Here is a 19,389-nt window from a genome sequence, read left to right as displayed (position 1 = left end):
TCATGGACAACAGAACACTTATCTTGCTTTTCACTTGTTTCGTACCGCTTTTTACAGCAGTAGTGGGGACGATTATCGAAGCTATTTCCTTACAGGATAGTGTGACCGTCCGTGAAACACATGTCAAGAGGATGCTTATGTGTTACTTCCTGATGTTTATTTTTATTGGTACCGGAGTGGCTACCGGAGTGGCATTGCCGAAGATTGCCATACAGATATTACCACTCACTGTTTTTTCCCTTTACATAGCTCCCGTCCTCTATTATCGTTTCGTTTACCTGCTGACCAATACGGAAAACAAGGAAACTTCTCACTTCAGCAGACATTACCTCTTTCCGGTTCTGTCCGCTCTCGGTTTTTGCGCCTTCTTTTATATTGTCCCCGCCCGCCATCCGCCTGCAATTGGTGGTGGAAAGGACTGTTGCCGGTTATCCGGTCACTACCTTTATCTTCAAAACGATTCCGTTGGTACAGTTCGCCCTTGCCATCCTATATATGTCGCTCGTATTCCGAAAGCTGGCAATATGTTACCGCCAAAACGGGCCAAAAAGTGTTTTGTGGAAGAAATGGTTTCACATTTCCGTTTTCCTATGCAGTCTCACCATCATTTGGTCGGGAGCGTTCTGCCTGACGACGTGCCGCCAGGTAGCGGTAGCCGCTTTATCCATAGCGATTGTCGCGGCCTGGATACAGGCCATTCATCTCTGTTGCCACACCTTCAATCGAAGGTCGTTGCTCTTCCTGCCGCTCACTATTGCTCCTATTCCCCTGAAAATGCCTTCCAGGGAACAACTTTTCGAGCAAAGAAACGGTAGCGGAAGGCATCGTACATATACCCGCTGGACACAAACCGGTGTTCCCGTGAAGGTAGAACCGGCACCTCTCAACCGTAAACTCTTTGAACAGCAAGTCGTCGGGAGAAAATTATATCTGAATCCGCAACTCCGGTTAGCCGACCTGATGGAGCTTTTCAACACCAACCGCAGTTATCTTTCCGGTTTTATCAATGAAACGTATGGCTGCGGCTTCAACGGATATATCAACCGGCTGCGGCTTCGCGAATTCGAACGGCTGATGAACCTGCCCAGTAACCGGAAAAAAGCGGCAACCAAACTCTATGCGAGAGCCGGATTTCCCAACTACCAGACTTATCTTAGAATTAAAAAGAAGGTTTACAATCAGGAAAGTTAAATACGCAGCGACATGATTACGAAAGAGTTTTTGCAATACACCGGCTTTTGTGCCCCCATTATTTCTTCATTGGGGTGCGCGATTATGCTTGTCCTTTTCCGCCATACCCATGCCAAATCAGAAGAGGGAACACTGCACCGCCTGCTGGTGTCATACTTCCTGTTGGTGAGCTTAGGGTGGATATGCTCGCTCGTCTATGTCTATCTCCCTTTGCTGTATGTGCGTATCAATATCCTTTATTATCTGATTGTATTTTGGAGCCAGGTGGTCTTCTACCAGTTTATCTATACACTTACCCGGTTGCCCGGAGAAAAACCGTTCTCAAGAATCCACTATATTTTTCCTTTGGTGATAGTCGGCACATTCGCCGTATGGTCGGCTTTCGTGCCTTTTGAAACGCAAGTGTATATTGTCACATCGCGGGGAGAAGTTGCGCCCGGTTACGAAGCCTACTCCCGTTTCTTTACCGCCCGCCTGCTGCTACGGGGAATATGGAACATAGCCTACACCGCCCTTGCCTGGTGGCGGTTGCTGGCTTACCGCCGTTCTATATCCGACTATTCTGCCAATGCCGACCGCACTTCGTTGGCTTGGGTGACACTTTTGCTGCTTATTTCGTTCAGCCTGGTTCCTCCTTCTCTGCTTTCGGCCATTTTCTCCAAAAAGATACTGATAGCGTCGCTGTTGCTGCTGATTCCCCAATTGTTGCTGGTAGCGCAGCACGCTGTGGTCTGTTACAATATGGCTGTCGGGAATTTCGTGGTTATTTATTATCCGGGAGAAGAAATAGAAACAGAATCAAAGGAAGATGCCGAAATGGAAATGGAAAAAGAAACTGAATCGGAGCGGGCGTATAAACGGAAAAAGTTTGAAAAATATATATATGAACATCGCCCGTATCTGAATCCCGATTTACGGATAACGGATCTGATGCAGGCTTTTCACACGAACCGAACGTATATCTCCCGGTTTATCAACCGCGAATATGGAATGAATTTCTCCCGTTATATCAATATGCTACGCCTTCGTGAAATGGAAGCGTTGCGCAACGACCCGGCCTGCTCCCGCCTTCCCGAAGAGGAACGCGCCTGCCTGGCAGGATTCAGCAATTTTCGCAGCTATCAACGTGTAAAGAGGATGGCGGAGAAGGAAAATAGATCATGTTTTCCAGAGACTGGAAAACAAACAACATATAAACAGTAAGCAAGATGAATAATATTACGAGTTATTACGGAGACTTGGGCATATTTCTTTATTATACCCCTATCGTGAGTGCTTTTATGGCTGCATTCGCCCTACTTGCCAACCGTCGGCGAACTCCTTCGCAAACGTGGTTGGCTCTTGTCTTAGTTACATTCGGAACCGGCATGGCTGCCAGTTTCCTGTTCGACCGCTATTTCAGCGCGAGCCATAGCGAAATATTCCGCCCGGTCAATTTTATCTTTTCCACGGCAAATTCCATCGTCATTCTGTTTTACTATGTTTCACTGATGCGTCCCCAATTGCTTACCCGGAAATATATGCTTTATTTTAGTGGGGGCTGGGCGCTATTTTCTATATTTGTCCTGTTGCCCGGCACGTTTTCTGCCCGTTTTCAACCGGTTCAGGGTATCCACAGGTTGGCGGATTTATCTTCGCTGCCGATGGTTTTCCACCTTCTGACTATCTGTTGCATCCTTCTTTTTTATACCTGGATGGGGGTTTTTATACTACGTATCTACCGTGATTACCGTAAGTTTATCGTCAACAGTTATTCTTTTGTGGGAGGGATTACCCTTTCGTGGGTGAGCATTACGATTTATTTGTTTATTATCATGGGTATCCTCGATATACTCTGGATGGTGAACACTTCCGCCGGATACAAAATGCTGTTCAATGTCGTTTCTTTGGGAGCGGTGTGGACACTGTTCTGGTATGGTTCCCGCCAGAGCGCGATTCCACCGGTGGATATTGAGCCGAAGAAGAAGAGCTTCAAGGAAGTGGAAGAGTTACCTGTCACCACGGATGACAAGCAAGCAAAACTCAAAATACAATTGCTGGAATATTTTAATCATAAAAAGCCTTATCTGAATCCGGAACTTTCGCTGAAAGAGGTGGCACAAGCGTTGCAGACAAATCATTATGCGCTTTCCCGTTTTATCAACAAAGAGTTTGAGGTGAATTTCTATACACTTATCAACCGTTTCCGTGTGGAGTATATACTTCACCTGATCGAATTGAACAAAGGCGTTATCAACTGCGATACGCTTCATGCAATTTCCGGTTTTAAGAGCCGTACCACCTTTTTTAAACAGTTTAAGGAGATTGCCGGATGCACGCCACAGGAATACATCGAAAGCCGGAAGACAGAAAAGTCCGACAATAGTGCGATAAAAACAAAACTATTTTAGAGTAAATCAAGAAGAAATCTTTCTTTTTTCGTATTTTTGTCCCAATATGCACGTTTAATCCAAGTAGATAACGAACATTAGCAAAAAAAGAATGAAAGTAATTGATTTAATACATAGCAACAAGAAAACTGCTTTTTCTTTCGAGATACTTCCACCGCTGAAAGGAACGGGAATAGAAAAGTTATATCAGACAATCGATACGCTTCGGGAATTTGACCCGAAATATATCAATATCACTACCCACCGCAGCGAATATGTGTATAAAGACCTCGGTAACGGATTGTTTCAGAGAAACCGCTTGAGAAGGCGTCCGGGAACGGTTGCCGTGGCTGCCGCCATCCAGAATAAATACAATATTACGGTAGTCCCACATATTTTGTGCAGCGGATTCACACGTGAAGAAACCGAGTATGTGTTGCTCGACCTGCAATTTCTGAATATCACGGAATTACTGGTGTTGCGTGGTGACAAAGCGAAACATGAGTCGGTATTTACACCGGAAGGTGACGGATACCATCATGCTATCGAGTTGCAGGAGCAAATCAATAATTTCAATAAAGGTATTTTTGTGGACGGTTCGGAGATGAAAGTCAGCAGTACGCCATTTTCTTACGGGGTGGCTTGTTATCCGGAGAAGCACGAAGAAGCGCCTAATATCGAGACTGACCTTTACTGGCTGAAGAAAAAAGTGGAGAACGGGGCGGAATATGCCGTGACACAGTTGTTCTACGATAACAGGAAATATTTTGAATTTGTGGAGCAGGCGAAGGCGGCAGGTATCAATATACCTATCATTCCGGGAATCAAACCGTTCAAGAAGCTGTCTCAATTGAGCATGATTCCAAAGACTTTCAAAGTGGACTTGCCGGAAGACTTAGTGAAAGAGGCTTTGAAATGCAAAAATGACGCGGAAGCCGAGCAAGTAGGTATCGAATGGTGTGTAGCCCAGTGCAAGGAGTTGATGGCTCACGGAGTGCCGAGTATTCATTTCTACTCTATCGGAGCAGTAGACAGTATCAAAGAAGTAGCCAAAATCATTTATTGATATGTTTTTCAGAGACGTAATCGGACAAGAAGAAATCAAGCAACGGCTCATTCAGGAAGTAAATGAGGGGCGTATTCCACATGCCCAGCTTATTTGCGGACCGGAAGGGGTCGGGAAAATGCCGTTGGCTATTGCATACGCACGTTACATCAGTTGCACTAATCGGGGGGAGACTGATGCCTGCGGAACGTGTCCGTCCTGCGTGAAATTCAATAAATTGGTGCATCCCGACGTACATTTCGTATTCCCTATCGTGAAAAGCGCAAAGGGGAAAAAGGAAGTATGCGATGATTATATAGCCGACTGGCGACCGTTTGTTATCAATCATCCTTACTTTAATCTCAATCACTGGTTGGGAGAGATGGATGCGGAAAACTCACAAGCATTGATCTATGCCAAAGAGAGTGACGAGATTCTGAAAAAACTTAGTTTGAAATCCAGTGAAGGGGGATTTAAGATTACGATTGTATGGCTGCCGGAAAAAATGCATCCGGTGTGTGCCAACAAACTGCTGAAGTTGCTTGAGGAACCGCCCGAAAAAACGGTTTTCTTATTGGTATCGGAAGCGCCGGACATGATTCTGCCCACTATCCTAAGCCGTACCCAGCGCATGAATGTACGGAAGATTGATAAAGCCAGCATCGACCGGGTATTACAGACTAAATATAACATTTTGCCTGCCGACAGTATTTCCATTGCCCATCTGGCAAACGGGAATTTTATCAAGGCACTCGAAACAATTCATCTGAATGAAGAGAACCAGTTGTTTTTTGACTTGTTTGTCAGCCTGATGCGGTTGTCTTACCAACGGAAAATCAAGGAGATGAAAATGTGGAGCGAGCAAGTGGCGGGCATGGGACGTGAACGTCAGAAGAACTTCCTGGAATATTGCCAGCGCATGATTCGGGAGAATTTTATCTTCAACCTGCACCAGCGCAACTTGACGTATATGACTATCAATGAACAGAATTTTGCAACCCGCTTTGCGCCTTTTGTCAACGAACGTAACGTGATGGGCATCATGGACGAATTAAGCGAAGCGCAACTACATATAGAACAGAATGTAAATGCTAAAATGGTATTCTTCAACTTCTCGCTGAAGATGATTGTACTGTTGAAGCAATAATAAATATATAAACTTATGGAATATAAACTTCATAATGGAAGCGGTGGCCTTTGCTGCAAAGGATGCTCCCGACAAGATAAAAAGCTGAACACCTACGATTGGCTGGCGGACATTCCGGGCAATGCGGAAGAGAGTGACATGGTGGAAGTGCAATTCAAAAATACCCGGAAGGGATATTTTCGAAACAGCAACAAGATTAAACTGGAAAAAGGAGATGTAGTTGCCGTTGAAGCGGCTCCCGGCCATGACATCGGCGTGGTTACATTGACCGGCCGGCTCGTTCCCCTGCAAATGAAGAAAGCAAACTTCAAAGCAGATACGGAAATCAAACGTGTCTATCGGAAAGCCAAGCCGGTAGATATGGAAAAGTTCAACGAAGCCAAAGCCAAAGAACATGCAACGATGATTCGTGCGCGTCAGATTGCGTTGAATCTCAATCTGGATATGAAAATCGGAGACGTGGAGTATCAGGGAGATGGCAACAAAGCTATTTTCTACTATATCGCCGATGAGCGGGTAGACTTCCGGCAGCTGATTAAAGTATTGGCCGAAGCATTCCGCGTACGTATCGAAATGAAACAAATCGGTGCCCGTCAGGAAGCAGGACGCATCGGCGGTATCGGCCCTTGCGGACGCGAACTTTGCTGCGCTACGTGGATGACGAGCTTCGTCTCTGTTTCTACCAGTGCAGCCCGTTTTCAGGACATCTCATTAAATCCGCAGAAACTTGCCGGACAATGTGCCAAGCTGAAATGCTGCCTGAATTATGAGGTGGACTGTTACGTGGAAGCTCAAAAACGTCTCCCTTCGAGAGAGATAGAACTGGAAACGAAGGATGGTACTTTCTATTTCTTCAAAGCGGATATTCTAAGCAATCAGGTTTCTTATTCTACGGATAAAAACTTCCCAGCCAATCTGGTCACTATCAGCGGCAAACGTGCGTTCGAAGTAATCTCCATGAATAAGAAAGGGATGAAACCGGACAGCTTGCTCGAAGAAGAAAAGAAACCGGAACCGAGAAAACCAGTTGATTTGCTGGAACAGGAAAGTGTTACCCGTTTCGACCGCAGCCGGAATAATAAAGAGGGCGGCAATAACGCTAACCGGAATAATAAAAAGAAGAAGAAAGGAAACAATAATAACGGAAACCGCCCGCAACAGCAAGCAGAAGGCGGCAATCGTCCGCAACAACCTCAACGGGAAAATGAAAACCGCCCGCAACAGTCAGAAAACGGCAACAGAGGGGAAAGAGACAACCGCCCGAGAAATAACAATAACAACAACCGGAACAGAGGACAGAACCAAGGACGGAACAACGAAAACAGACGTCCGGAAAGAGGATCAAATCAGGAACGTCCACAAGGACAGGAACGGTCGAATCAGGAACGTCCGCAGCAACAAGACCGTCAACGCGAACAGCAAGGACAGGAACGTCAAGAACGTCGTCCCAACCACGAGCGTCCTTCCAGACCGGAAAGAAATCAGAATCAGGAGAAACAGTCAACTAATGAAAAGCCTACTCAAGAATAGTATATTGAGTCTATTCAGCGCTTGCTTACTGACAGCCTGCAATGAACATACAGTGTATCACTCTTATCAATCCCTTCCCAACAAGGGATGGGGAAAGAGTGATACACTCTCTTTTCAGATTCCCATAACTGACAGCGTTCCCACTACTCTCCGGCTTTTTGCGGAAGTCCGCAACAGTATCGAATATCCTTATCATGACCTCCATTTATTTATCAGTCAGAATCTACAGGATTCTACGGTATGGCGCACTGATACCATTGCTTTCTGCCTGGCTGACTCTACCGGAAGATGGACGGGACACGGATGGGGAAGCATTTACCAATCGGAAACTTTTATTACATCTGTTCGCCCTTTACATCCTACAAATTATACTATTAAAATTATGAGCGGAATGAAAGATGAAAAGTTACAAGGATTGAGCGATGTAGGTATCCGTATTGAGAAGCAGTAAGATTAGAGTCTTCTGCCACGTCCTGCATCAATACGCAGGAAGATAAACAGCAATATCGTAAATCCCCATAAAGAAGAACCTCCATAGCTGAAGAAAGGCAATGGAATACCGATAACCGGAGTTAACCCCAGCACCATACCGATATTAATAAATAAGTGGAAAAGGAAAATACTGACAACCGAATATCCATAAACCCGCCCAAAGTTGGAAGTCTGCCGTTCGGACAGGAAGATTAATCGTAAGATCAAAATAAGGAAAGCCAACAGGACAGCAGCCGAACCGACAAATCCTTGCTCCTCACCCACTGTACAGAATATAAAGTCGGTATCCTGTTCGGGCACGTACTTTAATTTTGTTTGCGTACCATTCAGGAATCCTTTTCCTGTCAACCCACCGGAACCGATGGCAATCTTGGACTGATTCACATTATATCCGGCACCGGTCAAATCTTCTTCCAAACCGAGCACTACTTTGATACGGACTTGCTGGTGAGGTTCGAGCACATTATCAAATACATAGTTACTGGAATACAGGAAGCCGACAGAACCGATTGTAAACAGGGCAATCAGGAAATAAGTACGCTGCCGCTCACTTAATGCCAAATAAATCAGATAGCCTATCACCACAATACAAAGTGCCCATTGCACCCAAACGAGGCTAAAATGTACCCAATATTCGGATATTAAATAAGCAATCAGTAATATAGCCAAACTTCCACCAATGATATTGCGGGTAGCAGACCATTTCTTACGATATACCCACACCATACCACCGGCAAATAATAAGATCAATAGTAATACGATAAATTCTCCCAGTGGTGTAGGAGTATCGGCGATAAAGACTTCATCAAAACGAATGCCGACCACAAAGTAGATTACCGCACATACGCCCGCAAAAAGCACTACTCCCGGCATTCCTTCACGATAAAGCACCAGAAAAAAAGCAAGATAAACCAATGCAGACCCTGTCTCCCGCTGCCCGATAATCAATAACATCGGGAGAAGAATGATGAATCCCAGGATAAAGGCACACTTTTCTTTCTTGATACTGAATGAATAAGAATTCATGTATTTGGCCAACGCCAAAGCCGTAGCGAACTTGGCAAACTCGGCGGGTTGCAGGCTCACAGGCCCCATGACAAGCCAGGAGCGTGATCCTTTGGTGTCCGGCGCTATGAAGATGGTAACAATGAGCAAGAGAATCATCCCCACATATATAATGTACGCGAACATATCATACATACGGTCTTCCAGCATCAACAGCACGAATCCGAGTCCGAAGGAACAGATAATCCATACAAACTGCTTGCCGGCACGGGTCGAGAAGTCGAGGAAGTCGCGTTCGCCATAGTCATAGCTGGCTCCGCAGACGCTAAACCATCCGCCAACAATCAGGAGCAGGTAAATAAAAATCGTTACCCAGTCCAGCGTTTTCCACAAACTATCGTTCCTCGTTACCATATAATATCACTCTGTTACTAAATTCTTCCGCCCTCAACTCGTTCTCCGGCGAGAGCTTGCCTTTCAAATACTGTTCCATCATCAGTGCGCCGAAAGGAACTCCGTAAGTAGCCCCCCATCCGCCGTTCTCTACATAGACGGCAATAGCTATCTTCGGTTTGTTCATCGGAGCAAAGCCCATAAATACCGAGTGGTCGTGTCCGCGGTTCTGCGCAGTACCCGTTTTTCCACAGGCTTCCAAATCCGGAACCATCACTGACAGCATACGGCAAGTTCCTCCGGTGGCTGCGCCACGCATCCCTTCTACGACTGATTCATAATGTCTTTTCTCAATAGTGGTATAACGTGGTACGCGATAGATGCTGTCCAACTGATTATCTTGGATTTCCTTTACAATATGCGGTGTCACAAAGTATCCTCTGTTAGCAATCGTTGCTCCCAAGTTAGCAATCTGAAGGGGAGTGGATAGAATTTCCCCCTGTCCGATAGAGATACTGATTACTGTCAGTCCGTTCCAATGTCCGCGATAAGCTTTATCGTAGAACTGCGCATTCGGAATCAGCCCCCGTTTCTCTCCCGGCAAATCAACTCCCAGTTTGTAGCCAAATCCTTGCGAAACCATGTGGTCTTTCCAGACCGTAATGGCGTTTTGTGGCGAACCGTATTTACGATCGCCAAACATACGGAACAATCCCCAACAGAAATAGGAGTTGCACGATGTAGCAATAGCCGGAATCAATGGCAAGGGAGATCCGTGAGCATGACAGCCTACTGTCAATCTTCCGTAATGGAATCCATGTGAGCAAGGAAATGCCGGACTTTGTTCAGTGATAATTCCTTCTTGCAGAAACGTCAGTCCTTGCGCTGTTTTGAACGTAGATCCCGGAGGATACACTCCCATCAGAGCACGATTCAAAAGCGGTTTGGTCATATCACGTTGCAAGGCCAGATGGTTCTTGCCACGTTGGCGGCCAATCATCAAATGCGGGTCATAATTGGGAGAGGATACCAGACAAAGGATTTCTCCGGTCTCCGGTTCAATAGCCACAATGCTTCCAATCTTATTCTTTAATAAACGTTCGCCCAGCATCTGTAAGTCAATATCCAAACTCAATGTCAGATTCTTGCCGGGAACGGAAGGACGGTCATATTCACCATCCATATAATGCCCCTGGATACGACCGTGTGCATCACGAAGCAAAATCTCAATTCCTTTCTCGCCACGCAGGTACTTTTCATACGATTTCTCGACTCCTAACTTGCCGACATAATCCCCACGGATGTAGTATCCTTCTTCATCCGCTTCCATTTCTTTTGCGGAGACTTCTCCGATATCTCCCAAAGCATGGGCGGCAGCATTGTACGAATATTGACGGATGGTACGCCGTTGGATATAAAAGCCACGAAACTTAAACAGCTTTTCCTGAAAGACACCACATTCTTCCGCCGAAAGTTGCGACATAAACAACTGGTTGGTATAGCGGGAATACCCCGGATTGCGGCGACGGTCTTTCATATCGCTCATTATTTTGAGAAACTGTGCACGGGTGATATTCAGCGATTGGCATAAATCGAGTGTGTCCAGATTCTCTATTTCCTTTGGCACGATCGTTATGTCGTATGCCGGCTGGTTGAATACCAACAGTTTACCGGTCCGATCATAAATAGCGCCACGCGAGGGGTACTGGATCTTATTCAGAAAAGCGTTACTGTCAGCATTCTTCTTGTAGTCATCAGTCGTAATCTGCAATACAAAAAGACGTATCAGATAAATCAAAACAATGGAGATAGCAATGCCTCCGATTACAAATTTGCGCTTCTCTAAGATATAATCTTTTGCCATCGTTACTTCTTAATCCCTTCTATAGCTATGATACAGGTTACAGTCAGAATAGTGCAAAGAAGCACTCGCAACAGTAACAGCCAAATGCTGGTAAATAAGAAGAACTCAATGGAGAGTAATGCCAGACTGTGCACAAAAACACTTGCAGTAGTATATTTTAAGAAAGGACTGATTCCCATCGTCTTGAAAGAGGGAATAAGGCTGTCCGGATTATCACGGGGCGTGAACAGACGAAGTAAAGAGGGACGAAGAAAGGCTAGCAGCACGGTAGCTGCCGCATTCATTCCCGGAGTATCGGAGAATATATCAATGGTCAGCCCGAAGAAAAAAGCCCACAGCATCAGTTCATTCCGGGAAGTGCCGGAGCTGAATTTCAGAATAAAATAGATATAGAGAAAAGGAGTAGCATAGCCGGCAATATGTACACTATTAAGGATTAGCACCTGAAGAAGTACCAAGCCGATAAACCATCCGATTCTATGTATATAAGTAATAATCATTCTTTCATCACCTTGTTTTCAAGTTTCTTCTGTTCTTCCTGACCTGTCCGGGCTACCACCCGAACGTCACTCAACTTACCGAAATCAGTAGCCAGCTTGATTTTCAACAGATAGGAAAGTCCGTCATTAGAGTCGGACATATCATCTACCGTCCCCACCATTATACCTTCGGGAAAGACGGTGGAGAAACCACTGGTAACGACTGTATCTCCCAAATTAAACTCTGCATGTCGAGGCAAGTCTTTCAGATAAGCATAGCGCGAATCTCCATGTTCCCATTTCAGGTAGCCGAAATAATCACTGCCGATAATCTTGCAACTGATATTCGACTTGCTGTTCAGTACCGAAATCACCACCGAGTAGGAAGGAGAGGTTTCATAAACAATCCCTACAATCCCATTACCATCCACCACTCCCATTTCGGAGCGAATACCAGAAGAGGAACCTTTATCAAGCGTGATATAATTATCAACCAGATTCAAACTGTTCTTTATCACATGCGCTTTAAACAACTGATAATCTGCTTGCGGCACCTGCCGGATGCTGTTGATGGCCATAGAATCGAGCTGCTGCTCTCTCAATGCTTTTTCCAGATTAGTGATCTGTTGTTCGAGCACCATGTTGCGATCCAACAGATCTTCATTGACCGATTTCAGATGAAAATAAGAGGAAATCCCTCCCGAAACTTCATAAACCGCCCCCACAACCGTATTGGCAGAAGTGAAGAATGCACTCTGCTGATAACGGTTGAACCGAAATAACAAAACAAAACTGGCTACCTCCAATAAGATGAAGAGGAACCAGTAATTGTATTTCAGAAGGAAGTTTAATAAATTCCTCATTCCCGGTTTATCTCATTAAGAAAGAGAAACGGTCTACGTTCTTTAATGCCACACCTGTACCTTTGGCAACTGCGTGCAAAGGATCTTCCGCAATATGGAAAGGAATGTTGATCTTGTCGGTCAAACGCTTATCCAGTCCACGAAGCAATGCACCACCTCCGGAGAGATAGATACCATTGTGTACAATATCAGCATACAGTTCAGGAGGCGTATTTTCCAATGCACTCAAGATAGCCGTTTCGATCTTTGAAATAGATTTCTCCAAACAGTGAGCCACTTCCTGATAGCATACAGGCACTTCCATCGGAAGAGCTGTGATACGGTTCGGACCATGAACGATATAATCTTCCGGAGCGTCTTCACCCAGTTCGGTTAAAGCAGCACCCACGTTGATTTTGATACGTTCTGCCATACGCTCGCTGACTTTCACATTGTGCTGACGGCTCATGTATTCGCGAATATCTTCCGTCAGGTCATCACCGGCAGTACGGATGGAGTTGTTGGAAACGATACCTCCCAAAGAGATAACGGCAATTTCCGTAGATCCACCACCTATATCGACAATCATGTTTCCTTCCGGAGCTTCCACGTCGATGCCGATACCGATTGCCGCAGCCATCGGCTCGAAAATCAAATAAACATCACGACCGCCAGCATGTTCCGCAGAGTCACGGACAGCACGGAGTTCAACTTCCGTACTCCCCGAAGGAACGCCAATCACCATGCGAAGAGAAGGTGAAAACAAATGGTTGCGAGTATTCACCTGCTTTATCAAACCGCGCATCATCTGCTCGCAAGCATAGAAGTCGGCAATCACTCCGTCTCTCAACGGACGGATGGTACGTATGTTTTCGTGGGTTTTTTCATGCATCAACTTCGCCTTTTCCCCCACGGCAATCATCTTTTCTGTACGGCGATCCAGAGCTACAACCGAAGGCTCATCCACCACGATTTTTCCGTTCGTGATGATGATAGTATTGGCTGTGCCCAAGTCCATTGCTATCTCTTGTGTAAAAGAAAATAATCCCATATTTTTAAATGAAGAATTAAGAATGAAGAATTAAGAATGAGGATGCTGTCACGTGCAGTCATTCTTCATTATTAGTTCTTCATTCTTCATTAATATTAGTGTTTAAAATGACGGATACCGGTAGTCACCATCGCCATACCGTGCTCATTGCAATAAGCAAATGATAAATCGTCTTTTACCGAACCTCCCGGTTGGATAACAGCCGTAATACCTTCTTTATCTGCAATTTCCACACAATCGGGGAACGGGAAGAAGGCATCGGAAGCCATTACTGCACCATTCAGGTCGAAACCGAATGATTTGGCTTTTTCAATTGCTTGTTTCAATGCGTCTACACGTGAAGTCTGTCCTACACCGCTTGCAAGAAGTTGTTTATCCTTTGCCAATACGATGGCGTTGGATTTGCTGTTCTTTACAATTTTGTTGGCAAACAACATATCTTCCACTTCTTCCGGAGTAGGAGCTTTGTCTGTCACGGTTTTCAGGTCGGCTACCGTTTCAATATTAGTATCTTTATCCTGCACCAATACGCCATTCAGCAAAGCACGGAATTGTTTCTTAGGCAATTTAGCTTCCTTACGAACGAGGATGATGCGGTTCTTTTTCTGTCCCAGGATTTCGAGTGCATCCACATCATAATCCGGCGCGATAACCACTTCGAAGAAAATCTTGTTGATTTCTTCCGCAGCTTCTTTGTCGATGACACCATTCGTAATCAATACACCTCCGAAAGCAGAAACCGGATCACCGGCCAATGCGTCTTTCCAAGCTTCCAAAACTGTAGCACGGGAAGCTAATCCGCAAGCGTTGTTGTGTTTCAGGATAGCGAAAGTGAGGTCATCGAATTCGTCGATCAGATCAACGGCTGCGTTGATGTCGAGAAGATTGTTATAAGAGATTTCTTTTCCGTGAATCTGGTCGAACATTGCTTCCAGATTTCCGTAGAAATAACCTTTCTGATGTGGGTTTTCACCGTAACGAAGTTGCTTCTGGCTATTAACAGAGCAACGGAAAGCAGAACCTTCGCCGGCATCGAAATAATTGAAAATAGCCGAATCGTAGTGAGAAGAAACGGCAAATGCTTCTTTAGCCATCCAGCGACGTTCTTCGAGTGAAGAAGTAGCGCCGTGCTCCATCAACATATCCAATAATGGTTTGTATTGAGCTTGAGAAGCTACGATGATTACATCGTTGTAGTTCTTGGCTGCGGCACGAATCAGTGAGATTCCGCCTATATCGATTTTTTCAATAATGTCTGCTTCAGATGCACCGGAAGCTACGGTAGCTTCGAACGGATACAAATCAACAATAACCAGATCTATCTCGGGAATTTCATATTTCTCAATCTGTTGCATATCCTGTTCCAGACCACGACGACAAAGAATACCTCCGAAAATTTTCGGATGTAATGTCTTTACTCTACCACCGAGAATAGAAGGATAAGTGGTCAAATCTTCCACTGCCTTGCAAGGATATCCCAATGATTCAATAAACTGACGAGTTCCGCCTGTTGACAAGAACTCTACTCCCTCTTCATGAAGTTTGGTAATAATTTCATCCAAACCTTCTTTATGGTATACAGATACCAATGCAGTTTTTATTCTTTTAGACTCTGACATTGAATTGCTTATTAAGTATTTGGTGTGCAAAGTTACGAAATATTGTTTATCGTACGTAATAAATAAGGTGTGAATTAATAAAAAAAAGCGTTGACTCTCCTCAACGGAAAATCAACGCCTCTTCGCATATATGTTCTCTATTCAAAAACTATTACCAAATAGATACTCGTTTTTCTTTAGGTACGAACATCGAATCCTGTTCGGTGATTTTGAATGCTTCATACCAATTCTGGATATGAGGAAGAGCACCGTCCACACGCCATTTGCCTAATGAGTGAGGATCAAGTTTGGTTAATCGGAGAATTTCTTCCGGACGGATATTTCCTGCCCACACATTAGCGTAAGCTAGGAAGAAACGTTGTTCCGGAGTAAATCCGTCAATAATTTCCAGCGGTGCGGCTTCTGTTGCATTCTTGAATGCCTGGAAAGAAACTTGCAAACCTCCGTGGTCGGCAATGTTCTCTCCAAGTGTCAGGCTACCGTTTGCGTGTACGCCCGGAGCGACTTCAATACTGTCAAAGAAGTTAACCATCACCTGTGCCCGTTCTTCGAACTTTTTAGCATCTTCTTCTGTCCACCAGTCTTTCAGGTTTCCGTCTTTGTCATATTGACGTCCCTGATCGTCAAATCCATGAGTCATTTCATGGCCGATTACCACGCCGATTGCACCGTAGTTCATAGCATCGTCCGCATTCATATCGAAGAACGGAGGTTGCAGGATAGCTGCCGGGAAGCAGATTTCATTGGTAGTCGGGTTATAATAAGCGTTCACTGTTTGAGGAGTCATCAACCATTCATCCTTGTCTACCGGTTTGCCGGCTTTGGCAATCATTTCGTTGTAATCCCATTCGTTGGCACGCTCGATATTTGCCCAGTAAGAATCATCTTTGATCTCCAGTGCGGAGTAATCTTTCCATTTATCAGGATAACCTATTTTTACATGGAAGGTTGCCAGTTTCTCCAACGCTTTTTCCTTGGTCGGTTCACTCATCCATTCCAAACCTTTGATACGTTCTCCTAAAGAAGTTTGCAGGTTCTTCACCAGTGTAACCATACGTTCTTTGGCAGCAGCCGGGAAGTACTTCTCTACATACATCTGTCCTACCACTTCGCCAAGTACACCATCTACGGTGCTCACGGAACGTTTCCAGCGAGGTTGCATTTCTTTCTTACCAGACATTGTCCTACTGTAGAAGTCGAAGTTTTGTGCTTCAAAATCATCGCTTAGATAAGAAGCGGCAGCATCTATCAATCCCCATTGGAGGTACAATTTCTGATCGTCCAGTGATACGGTATTAATCACATCGGCTACTTCCTTCATGGCAGCAGGCTGACCTACGTTCACTTCTTCCAAATCTTTCAAACCGGAAACGGTGAAATAAGTATCCCAGTCAAAAGTCGGGAAGTTCTTTTTCAGCGTCGCCCTATCCATCTTGTTATAATTAGCATGAGGATCACGCAATTCCACTTGTGAACGAGCTGCTTTCGCCAAGCGAGTTTCGATGTTCATCACTGCTTTCACCGCTTTCTGTGCAGTAGCCTCATCATAACCTGCCAACTGGAACATTTTGGCGATATGTTCCTGATATTTATTACGGATATTTTTAGTCTGCTCGTCATTCTCCAGATAATAGTCACGCTGTCCCATTCCGATACCACCTTGATAGGTCTGTACGATATTCATGGAACTGTTCATATCATCTGCACTTACGAACATGGTGAAGTAAGGACGGATGCCTTTCTTCTGGCTCTCAGCGATATATGCATAGATTTCTCCTTTATCCTTGAGAGCGTCAATGGCTGCCAGTTCTGCTTTGATCGGAGCTACACCTTCCTGGTTCAGCTTCACGCTATCCATTGCGATATTATAAAGATCGCCTACTTTCTGCGCAGCACTGCCCGGTGCATTATCTTTCTTCGCTGCCAATTCGGCAATCAATGCTTTCAGTTGTTCACGACTGTTTTCGCGCAACATGTCGAATGTACCGAAACGTGAATACTCGTCTGTCAGCGGATGATCTTTCACCCAACCTCCACAGGCATATTGATAAAAACTTGTACCCGGCATAGCCGTGGTATCCAGATTAGCAAGGTCGATACCGGACGTCAGCACGGCCTCTTTCTTACTGTTACATCCTGTTGTCATAAGGCATACGGCAAGAATTGGTAAATACTTGGTTACTTTCATATTGTATAAATAATTAAATAGTCTCTCTAATCAACAATCATCCTACCCGCAGTCCGGCACCGAGGAAGAAGGTGACCGACACCGAGGAACGCCTCGTTCCTCAACGAGAAACACCTGTTTCGACACCGAGAAACAGATACCCGCCAGGAATACCTTCTACCGAGGTATAACGTTTCTCTCACATACTGCCCGGAAGTATGCGTTTTGTTCTAATTTTTCGTTTCTTCCAGTTCCATCGAAACCCGTTCCCACTCTTCAACAATGCCATCCAACTGTTGCTTCAGTTTTTGATGCCGTTCATAGAGCTGCATATCCGAAGCTCCTTCGGGAGTTGCCATCTTCGCTTCTACGATAGCAATCGCGGATTCGGTTTCCTCTATTGAGGCTTCGCAGTCCGCCACTTGGCGTTCGAGTTTCTTAATCTTCTTATTAAGTTCTTTCTGGGCTTCGTAAGAGAGCTTATTCTCCGAAGGCTGAACGGTTTCAGGTTCATTACCTTTAGCTGAAGCCGTAGGAGAAGCCGACAATCCCGCTCCTTTCTGAAGCTCGTTCAAGCTATCTATCTTTTTCTTTTGCAAGAATTCATAGATACCTCCAAGGTGTTCTTTTACAAGTCCACCGCCAAACTCATATACTTTAGTCGCAAGTCCATCCAGAAAATCACGGTCGTGGCTGACAAGAATCACTGTTCCGTCAAATTCGCGGATAGCTTCCTTCAAAACATCTTTCGAACGCATATCCAAATGATTGGTCGGTTCGTCCAGAATCAGTAGATTTACGGGTTCCAGCAGAAGTTTAATCATCGCCAATCGCGTACGTTCTCCTCCGGAAAGGACTTTCACCTTTTTATCCGAAGCTTCGCCTCCAAACATGAAAGCTCCCAGTATATCACGTATCTTCAGACGGATATCTCCTGTCGCTACCCGGTCAATCGTATCAAATACAGTCAGGTTCTCATCCAACATTTGTGCCTGGTTCTGCGCAAAATAACCGATTTGTACATTATGTCCGATCGTTAGTTTGCCTTCGAAATCAATCTCGTCCATGATACATTTCACCAAGGTAGACTTACCCTCTCCGTTCTTCCCGACGAAAGCCACTTTCTCTCCCCTGTTGATAGTCAGGTTGACATCATGGAAAACGACATGGCTGCCATACGCTTTGCGCACATCTTCGCAAATCACAGGATAGTTTCCGCTACGACTGGCTGGAGGGAATTTTAAACGCAAGGCGGAATTATCTTCCTCATCTACTTCGATGCGGTCTATCTTTTCCAGTTGCTTGATACGGCTTTGCACCTGTACGGCTTTCGTTGCTTTATAGCGGAAGCGTTCGATGAAGTCTTCTGTATCCTGTATTTGTTTCTGCTGATTTTCGTAAGCACGGAGCTGTTGCTCACGGCGTTCTTTACGCAAGACTACAAATTCATCGTACTTCACTTTGTAGTCGTAAATCTGACCGCAAGTGATTTCGATGGTGCGGGTAGTTACGTTATTCAGGAAAGCACGGTCATGGCTGACTAATACGACTGCATTGGCACGTGTAGACAAAAAGTTTTCCAACCATTGGATACTTTCAATATCAAGGTGATTGGTCGGCTCATCGAGCAAAAGCACGTCCGGGCGTCGTAAAAGCAGTTTTGCCAATTCGATACGCATACGCCATCCACCGGAAAACTCCGAAGTAGGGCGCTCAAAATCTTCCCGGCTGAATCCCAATCCAAGAAGTGTCCGTTCGATTTCCGCCTGAAAGTTCGTACCGCCCATCATCAGGAAGCGGTCGTTTTCATGCGTGAAACGGTCTATCAACTGATGATATTCTTCCGAATCATAGTCTGTCCGTTCCGCCAGTTCCTGATTCATCCGTTCCAACTTCGCCTGAAGCTCAAATATATGTTCGAATGCCAGTTCTGCCTCTCCCATCACCGTCCGGTTGTCGGAAAGAATCATGACCTGTGGCAAATATCCGATGGTTACATCTTTCGGAGTAGCTACCACTCCGCGTGTCGGTGACTGCAAACCTGCCAATATCTTCAGCATGGTTGATTTGCCGGCACCATTTTTTCCGACCAATGCAATGCGGTCTTTCTTATTAATTACATAGCTGACGTCCTCAAAAAGCGGCGTCGCATTAAATTCTACTGATAATCCTTCTACTGAAATCACTTCTGCTTC

16 protein-coding genes are annotated in these 19,389 nt (G+C 45.1%); 8 read left to right on the top strand and 8 right to left on the bottom strand.

Annotated features, from left to right (window positions below; genetic code table 11):
- Positions 1–2 precede the first annotated feature (2 nt).
- The 8 genes from N5O98_RS21615 to gldH all read left to right on the top strand — a co-directional run bounded on the left by N5O98_RS21615 (position 3) and on the right by gldH (position 7,733).
- Positions 3–815, top strand: a complete 813-nt coding sequence (locus tag N5O98_RS21615) for a hypothetical protein (RefSeq protein ID WP_147398959.1) — start codon at positions 3–5, stop codon at positions 813–815.
- Positions 775–1,191: an AraC family transcriptional regulator gene (locus N5O98_RS21610; RefSeq protein ID WP_004310427.1), complete on the top strand. Its 417-nt coding sequence runs from the start codon at positions 775–777 to the stop codon at positions 1,189–1,191. Before N5O98_RS21615 ends, N5O98_RS21610 begins: the two co-directional genes overlap by 41 nt.
- A gap of 12 nt (positions 1,192–1,203) precedes the next feature.
- Positions 1,204–2,394, top strand: a complete 1,191-nt coding sequence (locus N5O98_RS21605) for an AraC family transcriptional regulator (RefSeq protein ID WP_004310428.1) — start codon at positions 1,204–1,206, stop codon at positions 2,392–2,394.
- 5 nt (positions 2,395–2,399) lie between these two features.
- Positions 2,400–3,581, top strand: coding sequence for a helix-turn-helix domain-containing protein (locus N5O98_RS21600; RefSeq protein ID WP_118161286.1), 1,182 nt, complete (start codon positions 2,400–2,402; stop codon positions 3,579–3,581).
- A gap of 91 nt (positions 3,582–3,672) precedes the next feature.
- On the top strand, positions 3,673–4,626 hold the full coding sequence (gene metF / locus N5O98_RS21595; RefSeq protein ID WP_004304907.1) for a methylenetetrahydrofolate reductase [NAD(P)H]: 954 nt from the start codon (positions 3,673–3,675) through the stop codon (positions 4,624–4,626).
- A gap of 1 nt (position 4,627) precedes the next feature.
- Positions 4,628–5,752 (top strand): DNA polymerase III subunit, encoded by a 1,125-nt coding sequence (locus N5O98_RS21590; RefSeq protein ID WP_118161285.1) that lies wholly within the window; start codon positions 4,628–4,630, stop codon positions 5,750–5,752.
- 15 nt (positions 5,753–5,767) lie between these two features.
- Positions 5,768–7,282: a PSP1 domain-containing protein gene (locus N5O98_RS21585; protein WP_008776373.1), complete on the top strand. Its 1,515-nt coding sequence runs from the start codon at positions 5,768–5,770 to the stop codon at positions 7,280–7,282.
- A complete protein-coding gene (gldH, locus tag N5O98_RS21580) occupies positions 7,260–7,733 on the top strand; it encodes a gliding motility lipoprotein GldH (protein WP_008018384.1) in 474 nt (157 codons plus the stop codon). Before N5O98_RS21585 ends, gldH begins: the two co-directional genes overlap by 23 nt.
- Before the next feature lie 2 nt (positions 7,734–7,735).
- On the opposite strand, the gene rodA is transcribed toward gldH, so the two are convergent.
- From rodA to N5O98_RS21540, 8 genes are all read right to left on the bottom strand, one after another.
- Positions 7,736–9,193, bottom strand: coding sequence for a rod shape-determining protein RodA (gene rodA, locus N5O98_RS21575; RefSeq protein ID WP_004304911.1), 1,458 nt, complete (start codon positions 9,191–9,193; stop codon positions 7,736–7,738).
- Positions 9,174–11,036: a penicillin-binding protein 2 gene (gene mrdA / locus N5O98_RS21570; RefSeq protein WP_004324644.1), complete on the bottom strand. Its 1,863-nt coding sequence runs from the start codon at positions 11,034–11,036 to the stop codon at positions 9,174–9,176. Before mrdA ends, rodA begins: the two co-directional genes overlap by 20 nt.
- 2 nt (positions 11,037–11,038) lie before the next feature.
- Positions 11,039–11,536, bottom strand: coding sequence for a rod shape-determining protein MreD (gene mreD, locus N5O98_RS21565; protein WP_118161284.1), 498 nt, complete (start codon positions 11,534–11,536; stop codon positions 11,039–11,041).
- Positions 11,533–12,378, bottom strand: a complete 846-nt coding sequence (mreC, locus tag N5O98_RS21560) for a rod shape-determining protein MreC (protein WP_004299942.1) — start codon at positions 12,376–12,378, stop codon at positions 11,533–11,535. Before mreC ends, mreD begins: the two co-directional genes overlap by 4 nt.
- 7 nt (positions 12,379–12,385) lie before the next feature.
- The gene (locus N5O98_RS21555) at positions 12,386–13,408 is read right to left on the bottom strand and encodes a rod shape-determining protein (protein ID WP_004304915.1); all 1,023 of its coding nucleotides are present in this window, start codon (positions 13,406–13,408) and stop codon (positions 12,386–12,388) included.
- A 95-nt stretch (positions 13,409–13,503) separates the two neighbouring features.
- On the bottom strand, positions 13,504–15,027 hold the full coding sequence (gene purH / locus N5O98_RS21550; RefSeq protein WP_008645257.1) for a bifunctional phosphoribosylaminoimidazolecarboxamide formyltransferase/IMP cyclohydrolase: 1,524 nt from the start codon (positions 15,025–15,027) through the stop codon (positions 13,504–13,506).
- Between the two features lie 151 nt (positions 15,028–15,178).
- The gene (locus tag N5O98_RS21545) at positions 15,179–17,215 is read right to left on the bottom strand and encodes a M13 family metallopeptidase (RefSeq protein WP_008776374.1); all 2,037 of its coding nucleotides are present in this window, start codon (positions 17,213–17,215) and stop codon (positions 15,179–15,181) included.
- A 209-nt stretch (positions 17,216–17,424) separates the two neighbouring features.
- Positions 17,425–19,380, bottom strand: a complete 1,956-nt coding sequence (locus N5O98_RS21540) for an ABC-F family ATP-binding cassette domain-containing protein (protein WP_004314402.1) — start codon at positions 19,378–19,380, stop codon at positions 17,425–17,427.
- Between the last annotated feature and the right edge of the window lie 9 nt (positions 19,381–19,389).

Origin of the sequence: Bacteroides sp. LFL-34, assembly GCF_027257075.1 — a bacterium.
Classification (GTDB): domain Bacteria; phylum Bacteroidota; class Bacteroidia; order Bacteroidales; family Bacteroidaceae; genus Bacteroides; species Bacteroides ovatus.
This window is presented reverse-complemented; position numbering and strand designations above follow the sequence as displayed.